The 15,649-nt window shown below is 60.4% G+C and carries 19 protein-coding genes; 11 read left to right on the plus strand and 8 right to left on the minus strand.

Going from position 1 to position 15,649, the window contains the following annotated elements; translation table 11 throughout:
• Positions 1–7: 7 nt before the first annotated feature.
• Positions 8–910, minus strand: coding sequence for a choline sulfate utilization transcriptional regulator (locus tag GDN47_RS16620; RefSeq protein ID WP_113351355.1), 903 nt, complete (start codon positions 908–910; stop codon positions 8–10).
• Positions 911–1,009: 99 nt separating this feature from the next.
• On the opposite strand from GDN47_RS16620, the gene choX reads away from it, so the two are divergent.
• From choX to GDN47_RS16635, 3 genes are all read left to right on the plus strand, one after another.
• Positions 1,010–1,957 carry a choline ABC transporter substrate-binding protein gene (choX, locus tag GDN47_RS16625; protein ID WP_233789945.1) on the plus strand — a complete coding sequence of 316 codons (948 nt, stop codon included), beginning with the start codon at positions 1,010–1,012 and terminating at the stop codon, positions 1,955–1,957.
• A 20-nt stretch (positions 1,958–1,977) separates the two neighbouring features.
• Entirely contained in the window at positions 1,978–3,492 is a 1,515-nt protein-coding gene (betC, locus tag GDN47_RS16630; protein ID WP_152093801.1) for a choline-sulfatase, read from the plus strand.
• Positions 3,493–3,556: 64 nt separating this feature from the next.
• Complete coding sequence (locus GDN47_RS16635; protein ID WP_152093802.1) at positions 3,557–3,766, plus strand: TOBE domain-containing protein; 210 nt, start codon at positions 3,557–3,559, stop codon at positions 3,764–3,766.
• 54 nt (positions 3,767–3,820) lie between these two features.
• On the opposite strand, the gene tsaA is transcribed toward GDN47_RS16635, so the two are convergent.
• Positions 3,821–4,351 carry a tRNA (N6-threonylcarbamoyladenosine(37)-N6)-methyltransferase TrmO gene (gene tsaA, locus GDN47_RS16640; RefSeq protein WP_152093803.1) on the minus strand — a complete coding sequence of 177 codons (531 nt, stop codon included), beginning with the start codon at positions 4,349–4,351 and terminating at the stop codon, positions 3,821–3,823.
• Between the two features lie 23 nt (positions 4,352–4,374).
• Complete coding sequence (locus GDN47_RS16645) at positions 4,375–5,400, minus strand: iron ABC transporter substrate-binding protein (protein ID WP_152093804.1); 1,026 nt, start codon at positions 5,398–5,400, stop codon at positions 4,375–4,377.
• A gap of 302 nt (positions 5,401–5,702) precedes the next feature.
• On the opposite strand from GDN47_RS16645, the gene GDN47_RS16650 reads away from it, so the two are divergent.
• Both GDN47_RS16650 and GDN47_RS16655 read left to right on the plus strand, forming a co-directional pair.
• Positions 5,703–6,095, plus strand: a complete 393-nt coding sequence (locus tag GDN47_RS16650) for a nuclear transport factor 2 family protein (protein WP_152093805.1) — start codon at positions 5,703–5,705, stop codon at positions 6,093–6,095.
• Positions 6,096–6,164: 69 nt separating this feature from the next.
• Positions 6,165–6,992, plus strand: a complete 828-nt coding sequence (locus GDN47_RS16655) for a helix-turn-helix domain-containing protein (RefSeq protein ID WP_152093806.1) — start codon at positions 6,165–6,167, stop codon at positions 6,990–6,992.
• A gap of 39 nt (positions 6,993–7,031) precedes the next feature.
• On the opposite strand, the gene GDN47_RS16660 is transcribed toward GDN47_RS16655, so the two are convergent.
• Complete coding sequence (locus GDN47_RS16660; protein ID WP_113329936.1) at positions 7,032–8,615, minus strand: peptide chain release factor 3; 1,584 nt, start codon at positions 8,613–8,615, stop codon at positions 7,032–7,034.
• Positions 8,616–8,706: 91 nt separating this feature from the next.
• On the opposite strand from GDN47_RS16660, the gene dut reads away from it, so the two are divergent.
• Positions 8,707–9,177, plus strand: a complete 471-nt coding sequence (gene dut / locus GDN47_RS16665) for a dUTP diphosphatase (RefSeq protein WP_152093807.1) — start codon at positions 8,707–8,709, stop codon at positions 9,175–9,177.
• On the plus strand, positions 9,177–10,070 hold the full coding sequence (locus GDN47_RS16670; protein WP_152093808.1) for a GNAT family N-acetyltransferase: 894 nt from the start codon (positions 9,177–9,179) through the stop codon (positions 10,068–10,070). Before dut ends, GDN47_RS16670 begins: the two co-directional genes overlap by 1 nt.
• A gap of 77 nt (positions 10,071–10,147) precedes the next feature.
• Here the strand turns inward: GDN47_RS16670 and GDN47_RS16675 are convergent, their stop codons facing one another.
• Positions 10,148–10,612 carry an Lrp/AsnC family transcriptional regulator gene (locus GDN47_RS16675; RefSeq protein WP_152093885.1) on the minus strand — a complete coding sequence of 155 codons (465 nt, stop codon included), beginning with the start codon at positions 10,610–10,612 and terminating at the stop codon, positions 10,148–10,150.
• 108 nt (positions 10,613–10,720) lie between these two features.
• On the opposite strand from GDN47_RS16675, the gene GDN47_RS16680 reads away from it, so the two are divergent.
• Together GDN47_RS16680 and GDN47_RS16685 are read left to right on the plus strand one after the other, a co-directional pair.
• Complete coding sequence (locus GDN47_RS16680) at positions 10,721–11,635, plus strand: DMT family transporter (protein ID WP_152093809.1); 915 nt, start codon at positions 10,721–10,723, stop codon at positions 11,633–11,635.
• A complete protein-coding gene (locus tag GDN47_RS16685; protein ID WP_113329931.1) occupies positions 11,632–11,934 on the plus strand; it encodes an NIPSNAP family protein in 303 nt (100 codons plus the stop codon). Before GDN47_RS16680 ends, GDN47_RS16685 begins: the two co-directional genes overlap by 4 nt.
• Positions 11,935–11,936: 2 nt before the next feature.
• Here the strand turns inward: GDN47_RS16685 and GDN47_RS16690 are convergent, their stop codons facing one another.
• The 3 genes from GDN47_RS16690 to GDN47_RS16700 are packed head-to-tail and all read right to left on the minus strand — an operon-like array spanning position 11,937 to position 13,775.
• Complete coding sequence (locus GDN47_RS16690; RefSeq protein WP_152093810.1) at positions 11,937–12,563, minus strand: hypothetical protein; 627 nt, start codon at positions 12,561–12,563, stop codon at positions 11,937–11,939.
• Positions 12,563–13,195, minus strand: coding sequence for a LysE family translocator (locus GDN47_RS16695; protein WP_113329929.1), 633 nt, complete (start codon positions 13,193–13,195; stop codon positions 12,563–12,565). Before GDN47_RS16695 ends, GDN47_RS16690 begins: the two co-directional genes overlap by 1 nt.
• Before the next feature lie 22 nt (positions 13,196–13,217).
• Positions 13,218–13,775: a cysteine hydrolase family protein gene (locus GDN47_RS16700; protein ID WP_145322182.1), complete on the minus strand. Its 558-nt coding sequence runs from the start codon at positions 13,773–13,775 to the stop codon at positions 13,218–13,220.
• A gap of 129 nt (positions 13,776–13,904) precedes the next feature.
• On the opposite strand from GDN47_RS16700, the gene GDN47_RS16705 reads away from it, so the two are divergent.
• Both GDN47_RS16705 and cysK read left to right on the plus strand, forming a co-directional pair.
• A complete protein-coding gene (locus tag GDN47_RS16705) occupies positions 13,905–14,522 on the plus strand; it encodes a LysE family translocator (protein ID WP_152093811.1) in 618 nt (205 codons plus the stop codon).
• A gap of 136 nt (positions 14,523–14,658) precedes the next feature.
• Complete coding sequence (gene cysK, locus GDN47_RS16710; protein WP_145322177.1) at positions 14,659–15,627, plus strand: cysteine synthase A; 969 nt, start codon at positions 14,659–14,661, stop codon at positions 15,625–15,627.
• The last annotated feature ends 22 nt before the right edge of the window (positions 15,628–15,649 follow it).

Here is a 15,649-nt window from a genome sequence, read left to right on the forward strand (position 1 = left end):
ATGATGATCATCCGGTGGCGGCTTCGGTGAGCAGCCATTGCGCCAGCCGCTCCGCCTGCGGGTTTGCGGCGGCCGGCGGCAGCAGCCAATAACCGCGCTCCGGCGCCTCCAGCATCGGGCCGGCCGTCACTAGCGTCCGGGCGGCAAGCAGAGAATCGACAAGGCCCATCCAGCCAATGGCAACGCCCTGCTCGCTGAGCGCTGCCTGCACAACCAGCGAATAGGTGTTGAAGCGCAGATCGCCGCGGCCGGCATAGGCGTCGCGGGCAATGCCGAAGGCAGAAAGATAGCTTTCCCAGTCGAACCAGGGCGATGGCATCTCCGAATCGAGATGGACGAGCGTGGTGCCTGCGAGCTGCGAGGGATCGGTGAACGGGCCGTGACGCTCCGCGAAACCCCTGGTACAGATCGGCACGACCTTTTCCGGCAAAAGCAAGGTGGCGGCGGGACCGAATTCGCTGCGCGTGCCGAAGAAGACGGCGATATCGCCACTTTCCGGCGCGCCACGATCCAGCCGCTGTGTGGCGACGATCTGGATATCCACTTCTGGGTGAAGCAACCGGAACGCATGCATGCGCGGAATGAGCCACAGCGCGGAAAAAGCATAATCCGTGCGCAGGCGAACGGATGGCCGTTCCGCCTCGGCGCGGAAACTGCGCACCAGATGGTCGACGCTGCCGACGGATTTTTCGACGATCTCGAACAGGCGCTGCCCTTCCGGCGAGAGCACAACGCCGCGATGCTGGCGGCGAAACAGGGGCACACCCATCTGCTCCTCGATGCGGCGGATCTGATAGCTGACGGCCGGTTGCGTCAGGCCAAGCGCTGCAGCGGCGCCGGAGAGGCTGCCGGAGCGGCCCACTTCCAGGAATATCCGCAGCCAACCGAGATCGACAAAACGTTCAGCCATAAAATTTCCTTTTGGCATCTATCGAAAAATGCCTGCTTCACAGCGGCGACTCTAGTGATGTTCAATAAAATAATCCAATAACAAGAGGGAACTTTCGTCATGCGCATGTCTGCAATGGGCCGGCTCGCCGCCGGCGCTCTTCTTTCCGTCCTTTCCCTTGCCGGCATCGCCCGGGCTGATGGCGACAGCTGCAAGACGATCCACCTTTCGGACCCCGGCTGGACCGATATCACCTCGACCAACGGCGTGACCGGCGTGCTCTTAACCGCGCTCGGCTACGAGCCCGACATCAAGACGCTCTCCGTGCCCATCGGCTACCAGGCGATGAAGACAGGCGAGATCGACGTTTTCCTCGGCAACTGGATGCCGGCGCAGAAGGCCTTCGTCGACGATCTCAACAAGGTGAAGGCAGCCGAAGTGCTAAACCGTAACCTTCAGGGCGCGAAGTTCACGCTCGCCGTTCCTACCTACGTCGCCGACATGGGCATCAAGGATTTTTCCGACCTGCAGAAGTATGGCGACGATTTCGGCCGCAAGATCTACGGCATCGAGCCGGGCGCGCCCGCGAATGCCAATATCCAGAAGATGATCGACGCTAACGACTTCGGCCTGAAGGGTTGGGAACTGGTGGAATCGAGCGAGCAGGCCATGCTGTCGCAAGTGGAGCGCGCATCGAAGGACAAGCAGGCGATCGTCTTCCTCGCCTGGGCGCCGCATCCGATGAACGAGCGCTTCAAGATTGCCTATCTTTCCGGTGGCGATGCCTATTTCGGCGCGAATTACGGCGGCGCCGAGGTCTACACGCTGGCGCGCACCGGCTGGTCGGCGCAATGCCCGAACGCCGCCAAGCTCTTCCATAACCTAACCTTCGACATCGGCATGGAGAATTCGCTGATGGGATCGATCCTCGGCGGCGAGAGCGCCAAGGACGCGGGCACTGCCTGGCTGAAGGCGCATCCGGACGCCTTGACGCCCTGGCTTTCCGGCGTCACCACTATCGACGGCAAGCCTGGCCTCGAGGCCGTCAAAGCCGCCATCGGCCTCTGACCCGCAAGAAAGACATCTGCATGTCCCGCCCAAACATCCTTATCCTCATGGTCGATCAGTTCAACGGGACGTTCTTCCCCGACGGCCCGGCCGAGTTCCTGCATGCGCCGGTCCTGAAGGCCCTGGCGAAGCGCTCCGTTCGCTTTGCCAATAGCTATACGGCAAGCCCGCTCTGCGCGCCGGCACGCGCCTCCTTCATGTCCGGTCAACTGCCGAGCCGTACGCGCGTCTATGACAATGCCGCCGAATTCTGCTCGGACATTCCGACGTTCGCCCACCATCTGCGCGCCGCCGGCTACCAGACAGCACTCTCTGGCAAGATGCATTTCGTCGGTCCGGATCAGATGCACGGTTTCGAGGAGCGGCTGACGACAGACATCTACCCCGCCGATTTCGGCTGGACGCCTGACTATACGAAGCCCGGCGAGCGCATTGACTGGTGGTATCACAATCTCGGCTCGGTCACCGGGGCAGGTGTCGCCGAGATCACCAACCAGATGGAATATGACGACGAGGTTGCTTATCACGCGACCCGCAAGCTCTACGACCTCTCTCGCCGCCAAGACGAAAGACCCTGGTGCCTGACGGTCAGCTTCACGCATCCGCACGACCCCTATGTCGCGCGCCGCCGCTTCTGGGATCTCTATGAAGATTGCCCGGCGCTCGATCCCGAAGTCGGCGAAATTCCATTCGAGCAACAGGACCCGCATTCGCAGCGGCTGATGAAGGCCTGCGATCACACCGCCTTCGACATCACGCCGGAGCAGATCCGCCGGGCACGCCGCGGCTATTTCGCCAATATCTCCTATGTCGATGAGAAGATCGGCGAGATCCTGGACACGCTCGAGCGCGGCCGTATGGCCGACAACACGATTATTCTCTTCGTCTCCGACCATGGCGACATGCTCGGCGAGCGCGGCCTGTGGTTCAAGATGAACTTCTTCGAAGGTTCCGCCCGCGTGCCGCTGATGATCGCAGCCCGCGGCTGGCAGCCGAAGAGGATCGACCAGCCGGCGTCGACGCTGGACGTGACGCCGACGCTCGCCGCCCTTGCCGGCATCGACATCGCATCGTTGCGTCGCTGGACCGATGGTGAGGATCTGACCTCGCTGGCTCTTGGAACCGGAGGCCGCAGTCCCGTGCCGATGGAATATGCCGCGGAAGGCTCGGAAGCACCGCTGGTGGCCTTACGCGACGGCAATTACAAGCTGACCCTTTGCGAGAAGGATCCTCCGATGCTCTTCGACATCGACGCCGACCCGAAGGAGCTGACCAATCTGGCAGGCGACCCGGCCTATACGGAAACGCTGGAGAGACTGACGGCGCAGGCCATGGCGCGCTGGGATCTTTCAAGCTTCGACGCTGCCGTGCGCGAGAGCCAAGCGCGACGATGGGTGGTCTACACGGCGCTTCGCAACGGCGCCTACTACCCCTGGGATTATCAGCCGCTGCAAAAGGCTTCGGAGCGCTACATGCGCAACCATATGGACCTCAACGTGCTGGAGGAAAACCAGCGCTATCCGCGCGGCGAATAGGATTTCGATGGCCCGTCGCCGGAGACGACGATATTGTCGCGCCGGTCACAAGGGAGAAACATCCATGAAAATCAGTGCTAGAAACCGCCTCAAGGGCAAGGTCGTCGAAATCACCAAGGGCGCGACGACGGCGCATGTCAGCATCGATATCGGCAACGGCTCGATCGTCACCTCCTCGATCACCAACGAGGCTGTCGACGAGTTGAGCCTGACGGTAGGCTCCTCAGCCTATGCCGTGATCAAGGCGTCTGACGTGATGGTTGCAGTCGACTAAAGCAATTGCAGGATAAGTGCGCAGCGGTTTTCCGTCAGGAATTGCGTGAAACAATTAAGCATCGCGCTTCTGGCAGTAATGCACCGTCTCGCCGTCGCCGGTCTGGAAATCTCCGGGCTGTGGCGGCGCGATCGGTTTGAACAGAGTGCGATCCGGCTTCAGATCGAGTAGCGGCGTACCATCCAGGCAATCGAGGCCACGCACCAGCAGCACGGCACCTTCGACCGCTTCCAATTTGACGATAGAGGTGCCGATGGGGTTCGGCCGTACTGGCGAGCGCAGCGAAAAAGTGCCGTGTACCTTGCCGTTGCTGGCCGGGCTCTGCAGCACGAGATCCCGGCGAGACCGATCCAGCCAATAGAGAACCTCCAGCCGCTCGAAAACATCCACGCCCTTCAGCGCTGCCACCCAGGGCTCGAAGATCTCGATCCGGCAGATCGGGCCGTCGTGCCGACCCTGACGCGGCGTTTCCATGCGCGATGTCCAGGGTGTCGAAATGCGCCCGATGAAGATAAGGCCGGCATCCGAGGCTGCGGGCGGCTCGACAGCCACCTCGTTTTCGCGAATTTCGTTCTCCCGGACCATGAACGCCTTCCTTATCAGAGTGGTTACTTCATGCCCTTCAGCAATGCCGTCAGCTGATCGTCGGTCAGATCGACCTGGTAGAACAGCTTGTAGAATTCCTTCACATCGTCGGAAAAATCGCTGCGGAAGAGCTTCGGATAGAGTAACTTCTCCATCCAGCGCACGCCGAGCAGCCGATTGACGCCGGGCGGGGAATCGAACCAGCCGAAAGGCAGAGACGGCGGTACGAAGATCTTGCCGTCCTTGACGGCCTTGATGCCGGCCCATTGCGGGTCGCTTTTCACCGAAGCGGCAAAGGCAGAGCTCTCGGCGATGATGATATCCGGGTTCCAGCCGGCGACCTGCTGCGGCGTTACCTTGGCGAGGCCACCCTTGCCGGCAGCGGCGGCGACATTCATCGTGCCAACGGCATCGAGGATCTCGAGATTGATCGAGCCGGAAAGCCCGGTTTCGAGGCCATCGGCACCACGGCCATAATAGACGCGTGGTCGTGGATCGTTCGGCAGCGTCGCGAGCTTGTCGTTCAGATCCTTGATTGCTGAATCGGCATAGTCGGCAAGCTTGTTCGCACGGTCCTCGACACCGATCAGTGCGCCGACGTCGCGAAGCGTATCGGCCGTGCGGGCGAAGCTGCCATCCACAAGGATATACGGAATGTGCGTTTCCGATTGCACCTTGTCGGCGAGCGCCTTGTAGGTCGGGTCGACCGTGCCGGCATCGAGAATGATGTCCGGCTTGGCATCGATGACTGCCTGTGCGCTGACCGTGCCGTCCTTGCCCGTCAGGCGCCCGATTGTCGGCAGCGACCGCACCGACGGCATCAGATAGGCCTTGGCGGCATCATCAGGGGCATGAACCCAACCTACCAGTTTTTCGGGCGCCAGCACATAGACCAGCGCGGTTGCCGGCGGGCCGGCCACCAGAATGCGGTTGATCTTATCCGGCACAGACACCGTGCGTCCGGCCGCATCGGTGATGATTCGCGCCTCGGCTGCGACCGGCATCAGGCCGACAACGGCCAGAGCAAGAACCGCAAGAAATTTCATCATGAAAGCTGCTCGTTCTGATCGAGGGGACCTCGGGGCGGCACTATGGCATAGCGCTATATCGGATGGAACATCGCGATGGCACTATTCCAAAATGAAACGCATCCGAACCAATTACCTCGACCTAAGAGCTCATGGACCATGCTTTCATTACATCGCATGTAATTGAGAGCGGCATCCGTCTCGGGGTATCTAACGACCATCTTCTTGCAGGAAGAGCTTTTCAGCCCTTCAACGAAAGAAAGCCTTCCGGGATGACGTCAATGGCCACGACATCATTCCAAAGGCAGGCTTAGGAGAATTCCATGACGACCATGTCATTCACCAAGACGGAAGCCCCGCAATGGCTGCTCGCCTTCTGGCGCGAAATCGACGACAAGACCTTCGGCGAAGGCTTTGATTGTCTCGCGGAAGACGCCACATGCAATCTCGGCATTGCCGACTGGAAGGGACGCGAAACCATTCGCCGGAACTTGCGCGCCTTCATCGACACCGGTTTCGCGGCATTGCATGATGTCACCGAATATTGGGATGCCGGATCGCTCAAGGTGTTCCGAGGAACCGTCACAATGAGCCCGAATGATCGCACGCAGGCGGTGGTCAAGCCGGTCATGACGCACTTCTTTTACATGGATGAGGCAGATCCGACGAAAGTGCGCCACTGGTACGGTTCGGTCGGACCTGTTGCCTTCTCATAAGAACTGAGGCTGGCGGGGATGTCGAATACAGCCCCGCCATACCAAACGGACGAAGCGAGGCTTTGCAGGATGAGTTCTTTCCCCGCAGAACTGAGATTGCCAAACGAGTTGGGACCGCAGCTACGTGCATGGCGCGACACGCGTGGCAAGAGCCAGCTCGACCTTTCGCTCGACACCGGCATTTCCCAGCGCCAGATCAGCTTCATCGAAAGCGGCAGGAGCACGCCCGGCCGCCAGAATGTGTTGCGACTCGCCGATGCCTTGGACGTGCCCTTCCGCGAGCGCAACACGCTGCTGCTCGCCGCCGGATATGCGCCGATCTATTCCGAAGGAAGCTTCGATGATCAGGAGATGCAGGGCATTACCAATGCGCTGAAACGCATGCTTCGCCAGCACGAGTCTTTTCCGGCTGTTGTCATGGACCGCTACTGGAATGTGCTGATGACTAATGATGCAACGCTTCGCTTCTTCGGCCAGTTCACCGATATGGCTGCACGTCCAAAGCCGCGCAATCTCCTGCATCTCATGTTCGACCCCTTGGGCATGCGGCCCTTTATTGCGGATTGGGAGAAGACGGCAGAAAGCCTTTTGGGGCGCGTCTTCCGCGAGTCCGTTGGCCGTGTCATCGACGGACGGACAAAGGAGCTGATCGATAATCTGCTCGCCTACCCCGATGTGAATTCCGAATGGCAGACATCGCCGGCGCTCGAGAATGCGCCGCTGATCCCTTTGTCCTTCGTGAAGGACAGGCATGTCCTGAGATTTTTCTCTTTGGTGACGACGGTCGGCACCGCGCAGATGATCACGACGCAGGAGCTGCGGGTCGAATGCATGTTTCCGCTGGATGAGGCCACCGAGGCGCGCTACGCGGAGCTGATGAGTACAATAGCGCCGTGAGCCACAGGCTCGTCGCCTGCGGCTGCAACGTCTTCGATATCAAGCCGCCTTAACGGCGTGATATTCCTTGATGGCGGCCATCTTGATGGCCGGATAACGTTCCGCTTCATAGCGCAGCGAGAAGCCGTCCTGGGCGAGGAAGACCGGATCGCCATCGAGATCGCGGGCGATGTCGCCGCGACGGGCGGTGACGAACTTTTCGAGATCGGCGGACTGGTCGGCCGAGATCCAGCGGCAGACCGAAAAGCGCGACATTTCGAACGACACCGGCAGGCCGTATTCGGCCATCAGGCGCTCCTTCAGCACATCGAGCTGCAAGGCGCCGACGACGCCGACGATGGCGGGTGAGCCATCTTCGGGCGAGAAGAGCTGCACGACGCCTTCTTCGGCCATCTGCTGCAAGGCTTCCTTGAGCTTCTTTGCCTTCATCGCATCTTCAAGACGAACACGGCGCAGGATTTCCGGCGAGAAGTTCGGCACGCCCTGGAAGACGAGCGATTCGCCTTCCGTCAGCGTATCGCCGATGCGCAGCGTTCCGTGGTTCGGAATGCCGACGACATCGCCGGCATAAGCGGTATCGGCGAGCTGGCGCTGCGAGGCGAAGAAGAATTGCGGCGCGGTGAGACCGAGCTGCTTGCCGGTGCGCGACAGCCGCGCCTTCATGCCGCGTTCCAGCTTGCCGGAGCAGATGCGGGCAAAGGCGATACGGTCACGATGGTTCGGGTCCATGTTGGCCTGGATCTTGAAGACAAAGGCCGTCATCTTGTCGTCGGTGGCGTGCACCGTCCTGATATCGGCGACCTGATCGCGCGGCGGCGGTGCGAATGCACCGAGCGCATTGATGAGATCGCGCACGCCGAAATTGCGCAGCGCCGAGCCGAAGAAGACGGGTGTCATGTGGCCTTCGAGGAAGGAGACCCGATCGAAGGGACGGCAGGCTTCGATCGCGAGTTCCGTCTCGTCGATAAAGGCCTGGCGCTCGTTTTCCGGCAGCCGGTCGGCGACCGCCTGTGGGCCGTTCACCTTCGTCGCCTCGACCTCGGTATCGGAACCGCGCACCGTATTGTCAGCCAGATGGTAGGAGCCGCAGAAAGTCTTGGAGCGACCGATCGGCCACGTGACCGGAGCCGTATCCAGCGCCAGCTTCTCTTCGACTTCATCGAGAATTTCGAAGGGATCGCGGCTTTCGCGGTCCATCTTGTTGATGAAGGTGATGATCGGGATGTCGCGCATGCGGCAGACTTCGAACAGCTTCAGCGTTCGCGGCTCGATACCCTTGGCGGCGTCGATGACCATGACCGCGGCGTCGACGGCCGTCAGCGTACGATAGGTGTCGTCGGCGAAGTCTTCGTGACCGGGCGTATCGAGAATGTTGAAGACGTTGCCTTCATATTCGAAGGTCATGACTGATGTCACGACCGAGATACCGCGCTCGCGCTCGATCTTCATCCAGTCGGAGCGCGTCTGCATGCGATCCTTCTTCGCCTTGACTTCGCCGGCGAGCTGAATGGCACCGCCGAACAGCAGCAGTTTTTCGGTGAGTGTCGTCTTGCCCGCGTCCGGGTGAGCGATAATAGCGAATGTGCGGCGGCGGGAAACCGCCTCGGCGAGACTTTCAGCCATGCGTGTGAATCCTGTGAATTGCGGCCGTATCTAGCGACTCAAAGCCCCAAATGCAATTGACCTCCGGCTTTCGAACGCAAACTATTGCCGTATGACCATTCACACCGACATCACTCCGACCCTGAACCTCGTCCGCCTGCCGCATGGGGAGGGCCTGGAACTACCCGCCTACGAAACCAAGGGCGCGGCCGGTATGGACCTGCGCGCTGCCATCGACGATGGTGCGACGCTGACGATCGCACCGTGGAATCGGGTTCTCGTTCCAACGGGTTTTGTCTTCGAAGTTCCTGAAGGCTTCGAGGCGCAGATCCGCCCGCGTTCAGGGCTTGCCTTCAAGCATGGGATTACCTGCCTGAACTCGCCCGGCACGGTTGACAGCGACTATCGCGGCGAAGTGAAGGTGCTACTGGCCAACCTTAGCGAGGAGCCGTTCGAGATCACCCGCGGCATGCGCATCGCGCAGATGGTTATAGCGCCAGTCATGCAGGTGCGTATCGCCGAGATTGCGGAGATCAGCGAAACCACGCGCGGCGCAGGCGGTTTCGGCTCGACCGGCGTGTGATGTCGGAGATTGCCCAGACGCATGGCCTGACCTTACGAAAGGACTATTTCGGCGATCCAGCTGCGTGGAAGGGTCTTGTCGACCTGCTTGAAGATACGTTCTCCATCGACGTCAGCATTCAGGATCAATTGGGCGGCCCCGATCCCACAAGCATGCCGTTTGGCTATTTCGATGCCGATGGCCGTTGCATCGCCAATTTCACCGCCTTCTCCATGCCGCTGATCGTCAACGGCCGTGCCGTCAGGGCAGCGGGATATCAGTCCGGCGCGGTGCGGCCGGAATGGCGTGGGCGCGGGCTCTATCGCGATCTCATGCAGCGTGCCTTTGCTCGCACCCAGGCGGAGGGCTACGAGCTCGATCTCCTGCTCACTGACAAGCCTGCGCTTTATGAGCGTTACGGCTTTCGCTCTCTACCGCAACATGTCTTCGTCGCGGAGATGCCGAAGCTTGGAAAAGCCGACTCGGCTGCCCGGCAACTGTCGCTCGAAGCGCCCGATGATCTGCGCCTGATCAAGACGCTGCTGCAAAACCGGCAGCCGGTCTCTGCCCAATTTGCCATTGTCAGACAGACGGAGATGTTTCTGCTGAATGCCTCCTTCAACGCCGCGATCCGCCTGACGGCACTCGGGGATGAAGTACTCATCGCATGGACGTTCGACGGCGCGACTCTCTGGCTTTTTGATGTCGTGGCAACGGCCATCCCCTCGCTGGCGGCCATCCTGTCCGCACTTGATATCGAACCCGATCGCATCGAGATCTGCTTTTCACCGGATCGGCTGGATTGCCAGGTATCGCTGCAGCCCTACGAGGGTTACACGACGCTAATGGCACGCGGTAAAGCGGCCCATGATATTGCCGGGCCGCTCATGCTTTCGCCCATGGCGGAATTCTAGAGCCGTTAAGCGGCTCCAGCTTGTTGGATTCCGCAATTCCCAACGGAAAACTGCTGCCCACTTTCCCAAGGATTGCTCTAGCGCGAAAGCGGCGGCAGCCGGCGCTTGACCGGAGTCGCCTTTATCATCGATGTGTTCGTCTCGGCCCGCTCGGTGATCTTGTCCAATATCCCATCGAGCTCGCTCATCGACCGCACCACCAGGCGCCCGATGAAGCAATCATCGCCGGTGACCTTGTCGCATTCGATGAATTCGGGCGTCTCCTGAATGATCCGCTCGACGACATGCAGCTGGCCAGGCAGAGGCCGAATGCGGACGATCGCCTGCAGGGGATAGCCGATCGCCTCCGGCGCGATATCGACGGTGAAGGCCGAGATGATGCCGCGCTCCTCCAAGCGCCGCAGACGTTCCCCCGCACTCGGCGACGACAGGCCGGCCGCTTCCGCCAGTTCCTTCAGCGATATGCGGGCATTGCGCGCCAGCGACTCCAGCATCCGCTGATCGATCTCATCCAGACCCAGGCTTTCATTAGGAACACCCATCATTCACCCTCATTTATTTAGGCATATGAGCTCTATTGCCTTACTAAACCTATATCACCGGCTCCGATACCGCAATATGATTGGCGTAGATAGACGGGAGCAAAGGCAATGAGCGAGATTAAGCGCGGCACGGTGGAAATGACGGCGGCGATGCTGATTTCAGGCACCATCGGCTGGTTCGTGCTGATGTCCGGGCAAGCCGTGACTGGCGTCGTCTTCTGGCGCTGCTTCTTCGGGGCGCTGACACTGCTCGTTATCTGCGGGACCATGGGCCTGCTGCGTCCCGGCATCCTCAATCTGAAGACATTCTCCATCGCCGTCGGTGGCGGGATCGCCATCGTGCTCAACTGGCTGCTGCTTTTCGCGGCCTATTCCCACGCCTCCATTTCCATCGCCACGACAGTCTACAACACACAGCCCTTCATGCTGTTGGGGCTCGGCGCTCTGTTCCTCGGCGAGCGGATCACTTTCACCAAGCTCTTCTGGTTAGGCCTCGCCTTTGCCGGCATGGCCGTGATCGTCGAAGGCAAGCCGGCGGGGGCAGCGAGTGGTGGAAGCTATGCGATCGGCATCCTGCTTTCGCTGGGTGCGGCCTTCTTCTATGCGCTGGCGGCGATCGCCGCCAAATGGCTGAAAGGCACGCCGCCACACCTGATCGCGCTCATTCAGGTCTCTACTGGCATCCTCATGTTGGCGCCCTTTACCGATTTCTCGGCCGCACCCCAGGATGCCGGGGGATGGTCGATCCTCGTCACCATGGGCGTGGTCCATACCGGGTTGATGTATGTGCTGCTCTATGGCGCCATTCAGAAGCTGCCGACGCATCTGACGGGGGCGCTCTCCTTCGTCTATCCAATCGCCGCCATCGTGGTCGACCGTTTCGCCTTCGGCCATGTGCTTGGCATCGCTCAAATCCTTGGCGCGGTCATCATTCTCGCGGCTGCTGCCGGCATGAATCTGGGATGGACGATCCCCCTGCGCTGGAATAGAAACCACCATGTTTCCAAGGGAGCCGCCGAATGATCACCTGCTATCTGCGCTACGTCATCGACCCTTACAAGCTTGCCCAGTTCGAGCATTACGCCAAGCTCTGGATTCCGCTGGTCAACCGTATGGGCGGCACGCATCACGGCTATTTCATGCCGCATGAAGGCGCCAGCAACATCGCCTTGGCGCTCTTCAGCTTCCCGAGCCTTGCCGCCTATGAGGAATATCGGCTGAAAATACCCGAGGATGCGGAGTGCCAGGCAGCTCTTGCCTATGGCGAGGAAACGCGCTGCATCCTCAGCTACGAACGCAGCTTCATGCGGCCGGTGTTCTAGGTTTACTTAGCCGGATTCGGACAGACTTCGGAGAGACCGTCGAGGTCTTCCGCCATCTTTTCGAATGTTGCCGCCGATCCCGCCTTGCCTCCGCCGATCCGCAGCACATAGAGGCTGTCGAAATCCTTGCCATGCCATTTCGGCACCGCTTTTTCATCGCCACCATTCTCGCTCATCAGCTGGCGGGCGAGATCGACGATCTGCTTATGCTCCCAGGCGACGAAGATCAGCTTGCCGGCATAGGCAGGCTTCTTCAGCTCGGCTTTCAGATCATCGATATCCTTATAGCCGAAGCTGGTATCGACAGGCATTCCAAAGGCAATTGCCGTCGGTTCGATAGTCGCGAGCGGCCGGATGTAATCGTAGGAAGTGCCAGAATCGTCCTTTCGCTTCGACGGATCCGGCGCAAAGATCGCAGCAGGCTTGCCGAAGAGCTTGCTTAGCACCGAGGGCAGAGCCAAAGACCGGTTGAGACCTTGGCAGCTCAGTTGGCCGAGACCTGCTTCCGGCTTTTCGCCATGGCGCATGAAGACGATCGTCTGCACGTCCTTCTCCGCTGCCGAGGTAGGCGGCGCGAAGGTTGCTAACATCAGAAGACCGGCGGTGACTGCTGTTGTCACAACTCGCATTAGCGCTGAGCCTCAAAAGCCATGCGCACAGCGAGCCCGGCAAGCACAGTGCCCATGAGCCAGCGCTGCACCAGCGCGAAGGACGGACGGCGGGTGAGGAACATCGCGATCCAGCCGGCACTCAGCGCGAAGATAGCATTGAATGTCACGCTGATGATGATCTGTGCAAAGCCGAGAATGATCGACTGGGTGAAGACGCTGCCGGCGCTAGGATCGACGAACTGCGGCAGCAGCGACAAATAAAGGATCGCCACTTTCGGATTGAGCAGGCTGGTCACCAGCCCCATCGTGAAGAGCCGGCGCGCGCTATCCTTCGGCAGCTCGCGCACCTGAAAGGCCGAACGGCCACCGGGTTTCAGCGCATTCCAGGCGAGCCATCCAAGATAGGCGGCACCCGCCAGCCTCAGCGCATCATAGGCAAAAGGCACGGCAAAGACGAAAGCGGTAATGCCGAGTGCGGCCGAGAGCATGTAAAAGAGGAAGCCGCAGGCGACACCGCCAAGGGAGATCAGGCCTGCCGCAGGTCCCTGCGAGATCGAGCGCGACACCAGATAGATCATGTTCGGCCCGGGTGTCAGCACCATGCCGAGAGCGATCAGGGCAAAGGTGATCATGCTGGTCAGATGCGGCATGGAGGCTCCGGCAGGAAGGGCTTCAGAAGGAGATTTCGGTGGATGCAACCAGCTTGATTTCATGCGGGCCGGCATCGAAACCGTCAAGCAGCATATTGTGATGGGTGACAATCTCTTCGAAGCTCAGTTTGCCCATATCCGCCGTGGTGTGTCCGTCGGAGATCAGCGAGACATCGAAACCGAGTGAGACGGCGCGCCGCACGGTCGTATCGACGCAGAACTGCGTCATGCAACCACCGACGATGAGATGAGTGACGCCACGCGCTCGCAGCTTTGCCTCCAGATCCGTCTCGAAGAAGGAATCACAGCTCGTCTTGTGCACGACGGCATCGCCGGCTTCCGGCGCGATCTCCCGGCGCAACTGCCAGCCTTCGCTGCGTTTGGCCAAACGATGGGTGGGGCCGCCGTCATGCTGGACGATGAAGGTGGGAATGCCGGCGGCACGCGCCTTGTGCTTCAGCGCCGCCAGCCTAGTGACAACCCCCTCCAGTGCGGCATCTATCACGGGCTGACGATCCGGCGTGCCGAGGCCCGTCAGGATGGAGTTCTGAAGATCGATCAGGAGCAATGCGGAAGACATGATATCCTTGTGCAAAGCAGTTGCGACGCGCCATTAATGCCTTGGTAATATGTTCGCTGCACCGGCGCAATCGCTTGAAAACGCAAAGGTGGTGAGATAGAGCGAATACCATCTCAGGAGGAGAATTCCATGACGCTCGCGGCCTTGTTTGCCTATTGCGGCGCCCTCTTCATCGCCGCTGCAATCCCGGGTCCTGGTATCACGGCAATCGTGGCGCGCGCCCTCGGCTCCGGCTTTCGCGAGACCTTCTTCATGGGCCTCGGCCTCGTGCTCGGCGACACCATCTACCTGACGGCCGTCATCCTCGGGCTTGCCTTTGTCGCGCAGACTTTCACCGAGGTCTTCATCGTCATCAAGATCGCCGGTGCGCTTTATCTCGGCTATATCGCCTGGAAGCTCTGGACGGCGGGCCTGCTTGCGGCCGATATCGCCGCGAAGAAATCGAACAGCGCCGGCATGTCCTTCCTCTCCGGCCTGCTTGTCACGCTCGGCAACCCCAAGACCATGCTTTTCTATGTTGCGCTGGTGCCGACCCTGATCGATATCGGCAGCATCGGGCTGCGTGAATATGCGACGCTGGTGGCGGCGACCTTCATCGTCCTTCTGATCGTTCTGGTGCCCTATATGCTGCTGGCGTCGCGAGCGCGCACCTTTCTCAAGAAGCCGAGGGCGCTGCAGATCCTGAACCGGGTCGCCGCCAGCATCCTCGCCGCGACCGCTGCCTTCATCGCCATGCGCACCGCCTGAAAAAAACATCCTCAAGTAAGGCCGTTATGAGATTCTTTTCTCACGTGCTTCCCGCGAGGAACGGCTGCGCACTCTGGTTTCCGCGGGCGTTTGATCCTATTGTCATTGTATAATTCCAATATAGGGAGAGCTACCCATGTCCGACACCCGCAAACCCGGCCGCGGCCGCGTCTATGCCTCGATCACCGAGACCATCGGCGACACGCCGATCGTGCGCCTCGACAAGCTGGCGAAGGAGAAGGGCGTCAAGGCCAACATCCTGGCAAAGCTCGAATTCTTCAATCCAATCGCTTCGGTGAAGGACCGTATCGGCGTCGCTATGATCGAGAGCCTGGAAGCCCAGGGCAAGATCGCTCCCGGCCGGTCCGTGCTGATCGAGCCGACCTCGGGCAACACGGGCATTGCGCTCGCCTTTGCCGCTGCCGCCAAGGGCTATAGGCTGATCCTCACCATGCCGGAAACCATGTCGATCGAGCGCCGCAAGATGCTGGCGCTGCTTGGCGCCGAGCTGGTGCTAACCGAGGGACCGAAGGGCATGAAGGGCGCTATCGCCAAAGCCGAAGAGCTGGCCGCGTCGCTGCCGGATGCAATCATCCCGCAGCAGTTCGAAAATCCGGCCAATCCGGAAATCCATCGCAAGACGACGGCCGAAGAAATCTGGAACGACACCGAAGGCAAGGTCGATATCTTCGTTTCCGGTATCGGCACCGGCGGCACGATCACCGGCGTCGGCCAGGTGCTGAAAGCACGCAAGCCCGACATCAAGGTCATCGCCGTCGAGCCGGCGGATTCGCCAGTTCTGTCCGGCGGCAATCCCGGACCCCACAAGATCCAGGGCATCGGCGCCGGTTTCGCACCAAAAGTTCTCGATACGCATGTCTATGACGAGGTGGTGACCGTCAGCAATGACGAGGCATTCCAGCAGGCGCGGCTCGTCGCCAAGCTCGAAGGCGTGCCGGTCGGCATTTCCTCCGGCGCGGCGCTCACGGCCGCCATCAAGATCGGCCAGCGTCCTGAAAACGAAGGCAAGACTATCGTCGTCGTCATCCCGTCCTTCGCCGAGCGCTATCTCTCGACGGCACTGTTCGAGGGTCTCGGTGGCTGACAAAGCCATTCGCCATCTTGAT

The organism is Martinezella dioscoreae, from assembly GCF_009176305.1.
Classification (GTDB): domain Bacteria; phylum Pseudomonadota; class Alphaproteobacteria; order Rhizobiales; family Rhizobiaceae; genus Rhizobium; species Rhizobium dioscoreae.

Bases quoted from the DNA above. Each gene is read 5' to 3' on its own strand.
- GDN47_RS16635 (WP_152093802.1), top strand. From the start codon at position 3,557: ATGAAAATCAGTGCTAGAAACCGCCTCAAGGGCAAGGTCGTCGAAATC.
- GDN47_RS16680 (WP_152093809.1), top strand. From the start codon at position 10,721: ATGAGCGAGATTAAGCGCGGCACGGTGGAAATGACGGCGGCGATGCTG.
- betC (WP_152093801.1), top strand. From the start codon at position 1,978: ATGTCCCGCCCAAACATCCTTATCCTCATGGTCGATCAGTTCAACGGG.
- GDN47_RS16655 (WP_152093806.1), top strand. From the start codon at position 6,165: ATGAGTTCTTTCCCCGCAGAACTGAGATTGCCAAACGAGTTGGGACCG.
- GDN47_RS16650 (WP_152093805.1), top strand. From the start codon at position 5,703: ATGACGACCATGTCATTCACCAAGACGGAAGCCCCGCAATGGCTGCTC.
- GDN47_RS16695 (WP_113329929.1), bottom strand. From the start codon at position 13,195: ATGCCGCATCTGACCAGCATGATCACCTTTGCCCTGATCGCTCTCGGC.
- GDN47_RS16690 (WP_152093810.1), bottom strand. From the start codon at position 12,563: ATGCGAGTTGTGACAACAGCAGTCACCGCCGGTCTTCTGATGTTAGCA.
- GDN47_RS16645 (WP_152093804.1), bottom strand. From the start codon at position 5,400: ATGATGAAATTTCTTGCGGTTCTTGCTCTGGCCGTTGTCGGCCTGATG.
- GDN47_RS16675 (WP_152093885.1), bottom strand. From the start codon at position 10,612: ATGGGTGTTCCTAATGAAAGCCTGGGTCTGGATGAGATCGATCAGCGG.
- GDN47_RS16705 (WP_152093811.1), top strand. From the start codon at position 13,905: ATGACGCTCGCGGCCTTGTTTGCCTATTGCGGCGCCCTCTTCATCGCC.
- tsaA (WP_152093803.1), bottom strand. From the start codon at position 4,351: ATGGTCCGGGAGAACGAAATTCGCGAAAACGAGGTGGCTGTCGAGCCG.
- choX (WP_233789945.1), top strand. From the start codon at position 1,010: ATGCGCATGTCTGCAATGGGCCGGCTCGCCGCCGGCGCTCTTCTTTCC.
- GDN47_RS16685 (WP_113329931.1), top strand. From the start codon at position 11,632: ATGATCACCTGCTATCTGCGCTACGTCATCGACCCTTACAAGCTTGCC.
- dut (WP_152093807.1), top strand. From the start codon at position 8,707: ATGACCATTCACACCGACATCACTCCGACCCTGAACCTCGTCCGCCTG.
- GDN47_RS16700 (WP_145322182.1), bottom strand. From the start codon at position 13,775: ATGTCTTCCGCATTGCTCCTGATCGATCTTCAGAACTCCATCCTGACG.
- GDN47_RS16620 (WP_113351355.1), bottom strand. From the start codon at position 910: ATGGCTGAACGTTTTGTCGATCTCGGTTGGCTGCGGATATTCCTGGAA.
- GDN47_RS16660 (WP_113329936.1), bottom strand. From the start codon at position 8,615: ATGGCTGAAAGTCTCGCCGAGGCGGTTTCCCGCCGCCGCACATTCGCT.
- GDN47_RS16670 (WP_152093808.1), top strand. From the start codon at position 9,177: ATGTCGGAGATTGCCCAGACGCATGGCCTGACCTTACGAAAGGACTAT.
- cysK (WP_145322177.1), top strand. From the start codon at position 14,659: ATGTCCGACACCCGCAAACCCGGCCGCGGCCGCGTCTATGCCTCGATC.